This window comes from bacterium, assembly GCA_035454885.1.
Classification (GTDB): Bacteria; UBA10199; UBA10199; order JACPAL01.
In genome coordinates this window covers 1-11,578 of record DATIGE010000061.1, presented here as the reverse complement: position 1 = coordinate 11,578, position 11,578 = coordinate 1, and the positions used below count along the sequence as shown (strand labels likewise).

The following is an 11,578-nucleotide window of genomic DNA, read 5'->3' as shown; positions in this document are numbered from 1 at the left end:
TAAGTCGGTCTTTGGAGGTTTTCGATATGTTAACCATGAACGGAATGGCGAACGCTTGGCGAGCGGCGGGTCTCGCCCTGGGAATGACGCTCGGCGGCGCCGCGGCAGTCAGCATGCCCGGATGTGAACTGGATACACGTGTCATCAGCGGGGTCCCGGCGAGCGGCGGCGACGGCGGCATGGGAGGAGACGGAGGGATCGGCGGAGACGGCGGCGCGGGGGGGGATGGCGGCGCGGGCCCTCTGATTTCGGGGAGCCAGTACGTCCCCGGACCCTTACGTCCCGCCGACATGTCCATCCTTCCCCCCACCCGGGCCTTTCTCTTGTGGCAGACGGGGGAGATTCCCTCCGGCGCGGGTTTGATGAGCTATGAGCTTTGCCGGACGAGCGGTCCCGCCACCGAGATCGACGAGGCCTCCGAATGCCCCAACGGCGCCCTGATCGCGAGCCTATTCCAGGTCGTAGACCCCCTGGCCCCAAACACCATTTACCGCTGGAAGGTCCGGGCCCGTTACAGCGACGGTCGTTACTCCGAGTGGAGCGCCGTCCGTGTGTTTTCGACGGACGATTCGCTGGTCGCCTGGCTGCGACTGAACGGCAATGCGGCGGATTCCGGGACAGTCGGCAATGACGGCGTCTTGCAGAACGGGGCCGGGTTCGGGGGCGGGATCGACGGATTGGCCCTGCAGTGCGACGGGACTGACGACTACGTCGATCTGGGCAGCGGCCTGGCACTTTCCGGCCCTCTGACCATCTCGGCCTGGATCTACGGCAATGGAGTTCCGGCGAGCTCCGATAGCGGCATCTTGAATCAAGGTACCCTCAACTACGCCTTGACTTACCATACGGACGGTCGGGTGTATTTTTACATTGGGGATGGAGGGAATAGCCTTTCCGCCCCCATCGACCCGAGCGCCTGGCATCATGTCCTTGGGAGCTTCGACGGGACGACGAACGCGGGTGGGATGAGGCTTTATTTGGACGGGGTTCCCTCCGGCACGAAGGCGTCGACCCAGGCGGCGACCGGGGCGGTGGGGAGCCTATGGATCGGAAGGTACGACATCAGTTATTTCAACGGCGGGATCGACAATGTGACCCTCTACAACGCGGCCCTTTCGGAAGCCGCCGTTCTCAACGAATACTGCGCCGCACAGGCTGCCGGGGGAATCGACCCGCTCCCAGCCGTGTGCCTGCCCTAGTCTCACTGTTTCATTTCTACATCGCGGCAACTTCCCGGGAAAAATGACGACGCTCTTGCGCCAAATTAAGGCAAAGGAGCGGAGCGATGAATCTTGCGACCCTGATGAGGACGTGCGCCTTGCCCCTGGTGCTCTCGGTCGGCTCCGCGCTGACGGGGGGGTGCTTTCTGGACCGGTCGGCGATCGTCAGCCCCCGGCCGGATGCCGCCGGGGACGGCGGGTTGGACGGGGATGGGGGGCTCGAACCGGATGGTGGCCTGACGGATGACGCAGGGGGCGGGATGGACGGGGGCGCGGGTCCCCTGATTCCGGGGAGCCGGTACGTCCCCGGACCCTTGCGGCCTTCCGACATGGGCGTTCTTCCGCCGACTCGCGCGTTTCTCCTGTGGCGAACCGGCGAGCTCCCCTCGGGCTTGAGCCTGACGGGTTACGAGCTTTGCCGGACGACCGGTCCTGCCTCCGAGATCGACGACGCCTCCGAATGCCCCAACAGCGCCCTCATCGCGGGCCTGTTCCTGGTCGTGGACCCATTGGCCCCGAATACCACCTACCGTTGGAAAGTCCGGGCACTTTTTGACGACGGCCGTTATTCCGAATGGAGTGCCGTCAATGTCTTCTCCTCGGACGATTCGCTGGTGGCGTGGCTGCGACTGAACGGAGACGCGACGGATTCCAGCATGGCAGGCAACGACGGGATCGCCCGGAACGGCGCGGGTTTCGGAGGAGGGATCGACGGCCAGGCCCTCCAGTGCGACGGGACCGACGACTACATCGACGTGGGCGGCGGTCTCACCCTTCCCGGGCCCCTGACCGTCTCGGCGTGGATCTACGGCAACGGCATCCCCACGAGCTCGGATAGCGGCATTGTGAATCAAGGGACCCTCGACTACGCCCTGACCTCCCATACGGACGGCCGGGTGTATTTTTACATTGGGGATGGAGGGAACAACCTGTCCGCCCCCGTCGCCCCGAGCGCCTGGCATCACGTCCTGGGGACCTTTGACGGCACGACGAATCCGGGCGGCATGCGGTTTTACTTGGACGCCGTTATCTCCGGGATGAGAGCTTCGTCCCAGGCGACGACGGGGGCGTCGGGTAGCCTGTGGATCGGACGATACAATGCGGGATATTTCAACGGCGGGATCGACAACGTGACCCTCTACAACGTGGCCCTTTCGGAAGCCGCCGTTCTCAACGAATTCTGCGCCGCTCAGGCCTCGGGAGGGGTTGATCCTCTTCCGGCCGAGTGCCGGCCCTAGAGGATTTTTCAGTAAAGCTTCAGCCGCGTCACGCGCAGACCGCGCGAGGTGCGTCCCACGTCGAACCCCACCGGCGCCCCTTCGGACACGTAGCGGCGGTCGTTGCGTTTGCCAACGAAACGGACCTCGTCCAAGTGGAAGTAGACCTCGTGGCCCATGTCGTCGCGGACGAAGCCGTATCCGGCTTGGGGAAAGTACTTGATGATGCGCCCTTTGCGGAATTTATCGCCTTGATCGATGCGCTCCGCGAGTTCCTTGCTCTCGTCCATCGTTGAAAAGTAGGGAAGCGGGGGGGAATAATCAAGTTGAGTTTGGGCCATGCGGGGCGTATAAAATTCATCGTGAAAAAGGCGCGGATTGCGTTGTTTCTACTGGCCGTCGTCGGTTTGGTCGCGTCCATCGTCCTCACCGAGCTTCACTACAAGGTCGAAAGAAACGGGTTCGACGAAAAAAGCTTCTGCAACGTCTCGGATTTCATCGATTGCGATGCGGTCGTCGCAAGCCGGTATTCCTCCGTCCGGCTTCCCTTCTTGAGCGTTCCCAACTCGGAGTTGGGAATTCTTTACTACGTCGTTTTTCTGATCGGGCTCTTTTACGCGGGGTTGTCGGGCGACCGGTCCGACGCCGGCCGTCCGACCATGAGTTTTCTCTTTCTCTCGCTGGTTTTCGCCAACGTCTACAGCGTCCTCATGGCCTACATCTCCCTCGGACTCTTGGGCGTTCTTTGTGCGATGTGTCTCACCACTTACCTGGTCAACGCGCTGATGCTGCTTCTTTTTCCCTCCGCGATGGGGATCGGTTGGCGGGGTGTGCCGTCGCTGGTGTCCGGTTACCTGGGCACCCGGCCTCGCCTCTGGGGACACTTGGGGGCGACCGCCGCGGTCGTGGCGCTGGGGATCTTCTTTTTCATGGGGCTGAATCCTGCGGTCCACCGGCCGCACATTCCGGTTCCGCGCGATCTTTATCTCAAGGCCTTCGAGTCCCTTCCCGTGCAGGAACTCGATGTGACCGGACGGCCTTTTTGGGGGAATCCGAACGCGCGCGTGAAGATCGTTGAGTTCTCGGACTTTCAGTGCCCCTTCTGCCGCCGGGCCGCGTTCACCCTCAAGCCCTATTTGAAGGCCTATCAGAACGACGTGGTCTTATATTTCCTCAATTATCCCTTGGATTCGGTTTGCAACCCCGTAATTGAGCATGGAGGGCATCCCGTCTCGTGTCTCGCCGCCAAGGCGTCGGTGTGCGCCTCCAAGCAGGGAAGGTTTTGGGACTATCACGACCTGGTTTTTGAGAATCAGACGAGGCTTTCAAGATCCGTGCTGGTCGAGCTGGCCTCCAAGACGGGGCTCGATGGCCCCTTGTTTGAATCATGCCTGGCATCCGACGAGGCCATGGAGGCCGTCAAAAGGGATGTCGAACAGGGCTCCAAGATCGCCGTTCAAGGGACCCCGTCGGTTTTCATCAATGGCCGGTTGTTCCGCGATTGGCCGGATCCGGATCGGATCCGCATGGTCATCGAGGGCGAGCTGTCGAAGAAGTAGCCGCCGGTTTAGCCAAAATCTCGTCGATCTGCTGAATTTTATCCCTCGCCTTTGACGCCTCGTCGGACTTTGGATATTGCGCGATGACCTTCTGCAAAAAGGCCTTGGCGTCGAGATATTCCTTGGCCTCGAAGAAACAGTAGCCCTGTTTCAAAACGGCCGCGGGGACCTTGTCGCTTTTCGGATATTTCTTCACGACTTTTTGAAACTCCAGGATCGCTTCCGGGAATTGTTTGAGTCCGTAGAGGGTCTCGCCCTTCCAATACTGGGCGTTGTCGGCCATGGAGGACTTGGGATATTTTTTCAAAAACTGGTCGAAGAGGGGCAGGGCCGCCTTGAAGTTCTGGGCGTTCACCTCCGCGAGGGCTTTCCGGTAGAGCTCACCTTCGTCTCCCGCCGGAGCCGCCGCGCCTTTAATTCCACCCTTGGTCATGAGTTCCTGGATCTGGCTTTCAAAAAGAGAAAGTCTTTCCTCCATGCCGGTGAGTCTCAGGTCAAAGTCCCTCAGGACCTTTTCGTTCTTCTGGGATTCCTGTTGGAAAAAGTGGCGGTTCTCTTCCAGGGACCCTTTCACAGCCTGAAGATCGACCTGGATCGTGTTGATCCTCTGCACGGCGTCCGCGAGGGCCGCGCCGTTCGACTCCTGAACGCGGCGCAAGTCTTCCATCTCGGAGGCGTCGGCCTTCCGGGCCTCCGCCTCATGCGACAGCAGGATGAATGAAAAGAGGGCGAGGATTAAGGGAGAGATGGCTCGTTTCATAAATAAAAACCCCGGGTACCTTGTTGGGTACCCGGGGTTTTCCTGTCAAGCTGTTTCAAATCTCTTAGTGCATGAATTCCGCGCGGCGGTTCTTCCACCAGCAGCTCTCGTTGTGGCAGGTCTCGAGAGGCCGCTCCTCGCCGTAGCTGACCGTCTTCATGCGCCCGCCGTCCACGCCCAGCGAGGTCAGGTAGCTTTTGGCCGAACTGGCCCGGCGATGGCCCAGGGCCATGTTGTACTCCTCGGTGCCCCGCTCGTCGCAGTGGCCTTCTACCGTGATCTTCGTGTCACGGTTGGCCTTCAGCCACGAGGCGTTGTCTTCGAGGGTTTTCTTGTATTCGGACTTGATGTCCGAGCGGTCGAAATCGAAGTGAATCCGGTTCAGGCCCTTGACCTTCGTGTCCGCGGCGGACCGGGGCTTGCGCTGCTGTTGGCAGCCCGCGCCGATTACGAGGCCCAACATCACTACCAAAGCGACCATCATCTTCGTGCGCATAACGTTTCCTCCTTGAGAGAGTTAATGGGTTGAAAACAGATTCCTTGATAACGCATCGCGATATAAGCGGGGAATGTAGGCGATATTATTGCCGAAGTCAAGTTTGACGTTGACGGGGAGCGTTGTCGCCGCGATATCCGGTTCATGTGTCCCATGGCCTCGAAGGGATCTCTCCAGGGCCTGAGGAGAAAGGTCCTCGTCGGCCCGGTCCTGCTCCTGTTGCTCGGGATGGCGGCTCGGACGGAGGGGGCCTCCCTCGAACGGGACCTATCCGAGGCGGATGGTCGTCTGTCCGCCTTCGATCGGGCCCTTAATTTTCAGGAAAGAAAAACATTGCGCCAGACCCCCGCGAGGGGCCTGGAACGCCTCCCGGGCGCCCTCCTCAAAAAGTACGAGGAAAGGGAGGCCCTCAAACGGGAGTTCACGGAGGCCAGGCTCATGGTTGATCTGAAGCGGCGTCTTCTTGAGCTTCCGGGGCGAGACGAATATGCGTCCGGTCCGCACAACCTTCTGCGTGAGCAGGAGGCCGAGGCGATCGCGCGAATGGCCGTGCCGGCTTTCGCCGAACTTCGACGGGAATACGAAATGGTGCGTCCGGCCCTGCTCCACAACCTCTTGGTCAACATCGGAATCAGGGATCAGGGGCTCTGTTGGCAGTGGGCGCGGGACCTCATGGATCGGTTGAAGAGTCTGAATCTGGAGACCTTCGACGTCCTTTGGGCCACGGCGAGGGAGGGAACGATGAGGGAGCACAATACGGTCGTCGTCGTCTCCAAGGGGAGGGACCTCCGGGAAGGGTTGTTTCTCGACGGCTGGAAGAAGGCGGGGAAACCTTTTTGGATGTTGGTGCGCGAGGACAAGAAGCATCCTTGGAAACCCGGCACTTATTACGGGGGCCGGCACTGACTTAACTCTTGCCGTCGCGGTAAAAACCATTGTATTTGGGCCAGCCACACCCTAAGCGGGTGCGATTCAATTATTTTACTCTGTGAGGTGTGAAACGTGCCTCCGCGCATCTTTAGAGACATCCTGGTCGTCGATCAATCGGCCCTCGCCAGGAACATGTACCAGCTCCTTTTCTCGGCGCAGAGCCGTTACCGCGTGCTTTTCGCCGACGAGTACGAGACCCTTTTCAAGAGGAGCAAGAGACTCCGGCCCGATCTGCTCATCGTCAACAGCAACTCCCTTCCCCGGCAGGACCGCCACGCCGAGCTCAAGTTTCCGGCGCCCGCGATCGTGATCATGTCCAAGGATCGCGTGGACTTGAAGGAGCAGGCCACGGGTCGCAAGGACCTGGTGTTGATCGAAAAGCCCTTTTACCCTTACGATTTGATCTCCGTCGCCAACCGGCTGATCTTCATGGCCGTGGAAAAGGCGCGCAAGGCGGCCGTTCGAGCGGCGGCCAAGCCTCATCACAAGAAGAAGAGGAAACATGGCTAAGAAGACGCCGGCCCCTTCTCCGGTCAAGATCCATGAAAAGAGGGTTCATCCGCGGCGCACGCTCCGGACCCAAGTGATCTTTGAGGATGAGTCGGGGGAGGGGTTCATCTATTTTTATTCGACGGACCTGAGCATGGGAGGGCTTTTCTTGGAGTCCGACATTCCTCTCAAGCTCGGTACGAGGGTCTTTTTGTCCTTTGCGCTGCGGGACGGCGAAACCCCCTTGCGCACCATCGGCCGCGTCGTCCGCGTCGAACGTGAGACGGCGGAAAGCCTGAGCATCGTCGGAATGGGCGTTCAGTTCAGCGACCTTTCGGAGTCCGCCAGGCAGGCCATCCAGAACTACGTCGGCGAGCCCGCCAGCGCCTGATACATCCTCGAAAGGCCGTCCATGTCGTGCACGTCCCTTTCCAGCAAGGGGATTACGGCGCAGGCCGTCTTTTTGCCCCCCATCTTTTTGAGCAAAGCGACCGCCTTTTGATCCCGCTTGGCCAACTGCTCGTAGTCCTCCAGACGGTTCAGGGCTTTCGCGCGAAGGGCATCGGGCCAATCGGACGGCAGATCGGCTGGCTTCCAAAACTTTTCCGGATGCACGCGGTTGACCACGAACCCAAGAAACGGAAGCCCGCCTTCGCCGATCTTGCGGTGGAAATACAACGCGTCTTGGATCGCCACGGAGGCGGGGCTCGTGACGAGCAGGAAGCCCACGAAGTCCCGGCGAAGCAGCTCGTAGACGGCGCGCGCTCGCTCCTGAAAGCCGCCGAGGAGCTCGCTGAAGAGGGCCAGCATCTCAGCGAGTTCGTGCAGGAAGCTGAATCCCGCGAGCCGGTCGAAGACGGAGAGTATTTTTTCGGCCCCTTTTCTTAAAATGCCCAGGCCGATGAGTCCCGCCTGCCCCACGAAGAGCCCCGGCTTGAGGAACCATTCGAGCAGGCTGTTGGAGGTCATGTTGATCATTTTTCGGGGAGCCTCCAGGAAATCCAGGGCGTGGCGCGTGGGGGGGGTGTCCAGAACCAGCAGGTCGTAGCCGCCCTCCTCGTACAGTTCGTACAGCTTTTCCATGGCCATGTATTCCTGCGAACCTGCGATCATGCTGGACATGTGCTGGTAGAGGCGGTTCTCGATAATCGAACGCCGCCTCTCGGGATCCTCGACGTGGCGCTCGATGAGTCGATCGAACGTGCGCTTCGTATCCAGCATCATCGCCGATAAGGAGCCGGGGGCACCGGGCAGGTCGATCCGGCGGGGAGCGTCGCCCAAGGACTCGAGACCCAGGGCGGTGGCGAGACGTTTGGCCGGATCGATGGTGAGGACGATCGCCCTCTTGCCCGCGCGTGCGGCCCCGAGGGCGACGGCCGCGGCCGTCGTGGTCTTGCCCACGCCGCCGCTGCCGCAACAGATGATGATGCGCCGCTCCTCGAGCAAGTCCGCGAGATTCACGTTTTTTTTCGCGCGCCGGATCATGAGGTGAGACCCCTCTCGATTTCCGAGGCGACGACTTGGATCTCGGCGAGACCAAAATGAGGCGAATACACGAAAGGAATTCGCACGACCGGCCTTGGCCGGACCTCCCTCTCAAGACGCGCGGCGTATTCGGCTGAAAGGTCGGAACGCGCGGCGAGAAGCCTTAAGATCCTGAGCGCCGGCGTGTCGGAGCCGCGGTCGATCTTTTTTCTCTCGGCGTCCGTGAACACGCGCTCTTCGACCTGGTTGAGGAAAAACGGCCCGAGCGGCAGGCCCAGCCGCCGGTCAAGACTCGCGTTCATCTCGATCGCCTCCGTCACGGGCATCTCCTCGGGCAACGTCGCCAGGACAACCTGCGTCTGGGAGGCGTCCCTCAGGAGACGATCGATCTTGTCCGCATCGGACTTGAGCGGGCCCATGCGTGTTGCCTGCGAAACGATCGACGGAATCTCCATGAGGGCCAGTCCATGCCCGGTGGCCGGAGCGTCGACGATCACCAGATCGTAGCGTCCGCAGAGGGCATAGACCTTGCCGATGCTGACCATGTCTCCCAGGCCCGGCGTCGCCTCGATGAAATTGTGGACCAGGCGGTTTTCAAAGACCGCCTTGTAAAGGCCCCGGAACCGGATCTGCATGAGGACGTATTCCTCAAAAGCCTGTTTGGGCAGGATGTTGACGCCCCAGACGTTCGGCAGAAGCTCGGTTTCCTTGTAGCCGATGGGGGGGCGCTCCAAGACATGGGCCACCTGCTCCTCCGAATGGATCTCCGCGACGATCGTCCGTTTGCCGCGGGAGGCGGCAAGAAGGGCGAGGGCGAGGCTCAAAGTCGTCTTGCCCACGCCGCCCTTGCCCGAAACAACGAGGAGCTTGCGCTCGAGGAGACTGTCTAAGTTTTGCGGGGGCAAATTAACCTTCGTACTTGCGCAGCTTCGTTTCGAGGGTGTCGATCTTCTTGCGGAGCGCGCGGATTTCGGAGTGCAGGGAGGGGAGGACGGCGACGGCGTCGATGGTGCCCTTGAGTTTCTCGTCGATGAACTCCTTCACGAGATTCCGTCCCTCCTCCAGCGACATGTCGCCCTTCTTGATGATTTTTTCAAAATACTTTTCGGCCTCGTCGCGGGCATGGGAGATGGAACTCACGCCGCTTTCGATGGTGCCCTGCACGAAGTCGACGATCTTCTCGCCGCCGCTCTGGATGATGCCCCGGAGCGTGGCGAGCGGCAGGAGGCTCTTTTTCTTTTTTTCCTGCTCGAAGATGATCTGCGTGAGCGTCACGCTCGTCAGGTCATCCTGATTCTGATTGTCGATGATCTGGACGTCCTCGCCCTCCCGGATAAGCGTCGCGATGTCGTCCAGAGTCACGTAGCGGCTGGCGTTGGTATCGTAGAGCTTCCGGTTCTGGTAACGCTTGATGATGCGGGTTTTCTTGCTCGTCGTCATAGGCATCACTCCTTTTCCGTGGTTTCTTCGTACATCTGTTTCAAAAGGACCTTGCGGATGGCCTCCAAGACCTCCGCTTTCATCTTGGCTTTTTGATTCTTGGCCCTGACGTTCTTGCTGATCTCGCCCTCCAGAACGTCCAGAATCGAATTCATCACCTTGCGGTGGAGCGAGCGGTACTCGTCCTCGTCGGTGCGGGGCAGTTGCTGCGCCAGAGTCTTGAGCGTCTTCTGGGCGTAGTTGATGACGTTCTGGACCGTCTGCTGGGAGTCCGCTCCGGACAGCCGTCCGGTCACCTGCTGTTCGGCGAAACCCAAGAGACCGTCAACGGCGAGCAAGACTTCGCGGCTGGCCCTCAGGAGATGCTTCTTGACGATGCCCAGCTCGGAAAGCCCGTCGAGAAGGGAGGTCAAATTCAGGAACGAGCTGGAGAGGGTCGGCATAAACTCTCGCGTCTCAATGCTTGGTGTCCTTGGGGGTTCTCGGGGAGTCCCTGTCGGGGCCCTTGTCCCCGTCCTCGCCCTTGACGCCCTTCTTGAAGTTCTTGATGGCCTGGCCCAAGGAACCGCCGATCTGCGGCAGCTTTCCGGCGCCGAAGACGACGAGGACGATTGCCAAGATGATGACGAGCTCCCAGGGGCCGAGACCCGCAATGCCTGCCAAATGCATGGGAACGGATGACACCATGATAAAAGGCTAGCACCCGATGACGCGGCTTGTCTAGGATTTTGACGCGGCTTTGACGCGTAAGGCGTCGATGGTGGCCTGATAGTCGCGGCTCTTGAAGATGGCGGAGCCGGCGACGAAGACGTCCGCCCCGGCCCGCGAGACCTCCCCGATATTGTCGGCCTTGATGCCCCCGTCCACTTCGATCAGGACGTCCGACTTCCTCTCGTCGATGACGCGCCGGAGGGCTTTTACCTTTTCCAGACAGGAGGGGATGAAGGACTGGCCGCCGAAGCCCGGGTTGACCGTCATGACGAGGACCATCGAGACGTCTTCCAGGACGTCCAAGACGGACTCGATCGGCGTGGCGGGGTTGAGGGAGACGGCGGCCTTGGCGCCGCGGGACCGGATGAGTTTCAGCGCCTCGCGGAGTTTGGAGGCGTCCTTAAAGACCTCGACGTGGATGGTGATGGAGTCCGCGCCCGCCTTGGCGAAGTCAGCGACGTACTTTTCGGGGGACTCGATCATCAAATGGGTGTCGAGGGGGAGCCGGGTCGACCGGCGCGCGGCCTCGACCAGGATCGGGCCCGCCGTGATGTTCGGCACGAAGTGGCCGTCCATGACGTCCAGGTGGATCAAGTCCGCCCCCGCCGCGTCCACGGCGCGGATTTCCTCGCCCAGGCGGGAGAAATCGGCGGAGAGGACGGAAGGGGCGATGAGTTTCTTCATCCGAGTGTGTCTCCGACGCCGAGAGGATGGCCCTTGAGAAAAACGTCCGCCGCGAGCCGTTTGCCGCCCTCGAGTTGGAGCTCTCTAACCAAAAGCGCCCCCTGGCCGCAAGAGACGTGCAGGCCTTCGTCCGTCAGTTCCGTGATCTCTCCGGGCTTGCCCCTGCGCGCGTGGTCGATGGGCTCTGCGGCGTGTATCTTCAACCTCTTTCCGTGAAGGGACGTGAAGGCCCCCGGCCACGGCGTCGTGCCCCGGATCTGGCCCCACACGGCCTTGGCCTTGCGCGTCCAGTCGATCTGCCCGTCTTCTTTCTTCAGCATCGGGGCGTGCGTGGCGAGACGGTCATTTTGAGGGATCGCCTCCGCCGTTCCGTCGCCCAGTCCGTCGAGGGTTTCCACCAGGATTTCCGCGCCGATCACGGCCAGGCGGTGGCCCAGGATTTCCGCGTTGTCCTCGTCGTGGATCATGACCTTTCTCTGGACAAAGACCGGGCCGGTATCCACGCCCTCGTTCAGCCGGAAGACGGCGACGCCCGTTTCCTCGTCCCCGTTGATGAGGGCCCACTGGAGCGGGGCGGCGCCGCGGTA

Annotated in this window: 16 protein-coding genes; 6 read left to right on the top strand and 10 right to left on the bottom strand. The window is 61.0% G+C overall.

Annotated features, from left to right (window positions below; genetic code table 11):
• Together VLJ37_10435 and VLJ37_10430 are read left to right on the top strand one after the other, a co-directional pair.
• Positions 1 to 1,199 (top strand): LamG domain-containing protein (locus VLJ37_10435; GenBank protein ID HSA60088.1); only part of this gene is annotated, 1,199 nt, incomplete at its 5' end.
• Between the two features lie 86 nt (positions 1,200 to 1,285).
• Positions 1,286 to 2,458 (top strand): LamG domain-containing protein, encoded by a 1,173-nt coding sequence (locus tag VLJ37_10430; GenBank protein HSA60087.1) that lies wholly within the window; start codon positions 1,286 to 1,288, stop codon positions 2,456 to 2,458.
• Between the two features lie 8 nt (positions 2,459 to 2,466).
• On the opposite strand, the gene VLJ37_10425 is transcribed toward VLJ37_10430, so the two are convergent.
• Positions 2,467 to 2,778, bottom strand: coding sequence for a hypothetical protein (locus VLJ37_10425; protein HSA60086.1), 312 nt, complete (start codon positions 2,776 to 2,778; stop codon positions 2,467 to 2,469).
• A 21-nt stretch (positions 2,779 to 2,799) separates the two neighbouring features.
• Between VLJ37_10425 and VLJ37_10420 the strand changes: the two genes are divergently transcribed.
• Positions 2,800 to 3,996 (top strand): thioredoxin domain-containing protein, encoded by a 1,197-nt coding sequence (locus tag VLJ37_10420; protein ID HSA60085.1) that lies wholly within the window; start codon positions 2,800 to 2,802, stop codon positions 3,994 to 3,996.
• On the opposite strand, the gene ybgF is transcribed toward VLJ37_10420, so the two are convergent.
• Positions 3,968 to 4,756, bottom strand: coding sequence for a tol-pal system protein YbgF (ybgF, locus tag VLJ37_10415; protein HSA60084.1), 789 nt, complete (start codon positions 4,754 to 4,756; stop codon positions 3,968 to 3,970). The two genes, VLJ37_10420 and ybgF, sit on opposite strands and share 29 nt — an antisense overlap.
• 64 nt (positions 4,757 to 4,820) lie before the next feature.
• Positions 4,821 to 5,252 carry a peptidoglycan-associated lipoprotein Pal gene (gene pal, locus VLJ37_10410; protein HSA60083.1) on the bottom strand — a complete coding sequence of 144 codons (432 nt, stop codon included), beginning with the start codon at positions 5,250 to 5,252 and terminating at the stop codon, positions 4,821 to 4,823.
• A 153-nt stretch (positions 5,253 to 5,405) separates the two neighbouring features.
• Here pal and VLJ37_10405 point away from each other — a divergent pair, with 153 nt between their 5' ends.
• The 3 genes from VLJ37_10405 (at position 5,406) to VLJ37_10395 (ending at position 7,062) form a co-directional block, all read left to right on the top strand.
• Complete coding sequence (locus tag VLJ37_10405; protein ID HSA60082.1) at positions 5,406 to 6,158, top strand: hypothetical protein; 753 nt, start codon at positions 5,406 to 5,408, stop codon at positions 6,156 to 6,158.
• Positions 6,159 to 6,254: 96 nt separating this feature from the next.
• Entirely contained in the window at positions 6,255 to 6,692 is a 438-nt protein-coding gene (locus VLJ37_10400; protein ID HSA60081.1) for a hypothetical protein, read from the top strand.
• Entirely contained in the window at positions 6,685 to 7,062 is a 378-nt protein-coding gene (locus VLJ37_10395) for a TIGR02266 family protein (protein HSA60080.1), read from the top strand. Before VLJ37_10400 ends, VLJ37_10395 begins: the two co-directional genes overlap by 8 nt.
• Here VLJ37_10395 and VLJ37_10390 read toward each other — a convergent pair.
• The 7 genes from VLJ37_10390 to VLJ37_10360 form a co-directional block, all read right to left on the bottom strand.
• Entirely contained in the window at positions 7,035 to 8,156 is a 1,122-nt protein-coding gene (locus tag VLJ37_10390) for an ArsA-related P-loop ATPase (protein HSA60079.1), read from the bottom strand. The genes VLJ37_10395 and VLJ37_10390 overlap by 28 nt on opposite strands.
• The gene (locus VLJ37_10385) at positions 8,153 to 9,061 is read right to left on the bottom strand and encodes an ArsA-related P-loop ATPase (protein ID HSA60078.1); all 909 of its coding nucleotides are present in this window, start codon (positions 9,059 to 9,061) and stop codon (positions 8,153 to 8,155) included. Before VLJ37_10385 ends, VLJ37_10390 begins: the two co-directional genes overlap by 4 nt.
• 1 nt (position 9,062) lies before the next feature.
• Positions 9,063 to 9,596, bottom strand: coding sequence for a polyhydroxyalkanoate synthesis regulator DNA-binding domain-containing protein (locus VLJ37_10380; protein HSA60077.1), 534 nt, complete (start codon positions 9,594 to 9,596; stop codon positions 9,063 to 9,065).
• 5 nt (positions 9,597 to 9,601) lie between these two features.
• Complete coding sequence (locus tag VLJ37_10375) at positions 9,602 to 10,039, bottom strand: hypothetical protein (protein HSA60076.1); 438 nt, start codon at positions 10,037 to 10,039, stop codon at positions 9,602 to 9,604.
• A gap of 13 nt (positions 10,040 to 10,052) precedes the next feature.
• Entirely contained in the window at positions 10,053 to 10,283 is a 231-nt protein-coding gene (locus VLJ37_10370; GenBank protein HSA60075.1) for a twin-arginine translocase TatA/TatE family subunit, read from the bottom strand.
• A gap of 33 nt (positions 10,284 to 10,316) precedes the next feature.
• A complete protein-coding gene (gene rpe, locus VLJ37_10365; GenBank protein ID HSA60074.1) occupies positions 10,317 to 10,991 on the bottom strand; it encodes a ribulose-phosphate 3-epimerase in 675 nt (224 codons plus the stop codon).
• A partial coding sequence (locus VLJ37_10360; GenBank protein HSA60073.1) for a methionyl-tRNA formyltransferase occupies positions 10,988 to 11,578 on the bottom strand: 591 nt, incomplete at its 5' end. The genes rpe and VLJ37_10360, both read right to left, overlap by 4 nt.

Bases quoted from the DNA above. Each gene is read 5' to 3' on its own strand.
- VLJ37_10380 (HSA60077.1), bottom strand. From the start codon at position 9,596: ATGACGACGAGCAAGAAAACCCGCATCATCAAGCGTTACCAGAACCGG.
- VLJ37_10405 (HSA60082.1), top strand. From the start codon at position 5,406: ATGGCCTCGAAGGGATCTCTCCAGGGCCTGAGGAGAAAGGTCCTCGTC.
- pal (HSA60083.1), bottom strand. From the start codon at position 5,252: ATGCGCACGAAGATGATGGTCGCTTTGGTAGTGATGTTGGGCCTCGTA.
- VLJ37_10370 (HSA60075.1), bottom strand. From the start codon at position 10,283: ATGGTGTCATCCGTTCCCATGCATTTGGCAGGCATTGCGGGTCTCGGC.
- ybgF (HSA60084.1), bottom strand. From the start codon at position 4,756: ATGAAACGAGCCATCTCTCCCTTAATCCTCGCCCTCTTTTCATTCATC.
- VLJ37_10390 (HSA60079.1), bottom strand. From the start codon at position 8,156: ATGATCCGGCGCGCGAAAAAAAACGTGAATCTCGCGGACTTGCTCGAG.
- rpe (HSA60074.1), bottom strand. From the start codon at position 10,991: ATGAAGAAACTCATCGCCCCTTCCGTCCTCTCCGCCGATTTCTCCCGC.
- VLJ37_10425 (HSA60086.1), bottom strand. From the start codon at position 2,778: ATGGCCCAAACTCAACTTGATTATTCCCCCCCGCTTCCCTACTTTTCA.
- VLJ37_10375 (HSA60076.1), bottom strand. From the start codon at position 10,039: ATGCCGACCCTCTCCAGCTCGTTCCTGAATTTGACCTCCCTTCTCGAC.
- VLJ37_10395 (HSA60080.1), top strand. From the start codon at position 6,685: ATGGCTAAGAAGACGCCGGCCCCTTCTCCGGTCAAGATCCATGAAAAG.
- VLJ37_10430 (HSA60087.1), top strand. From the start codon at position 1,286: ATGAATCTTGCGACCCTGATGAGGACGTGCGCCTTGCCCCTGGTGCTC.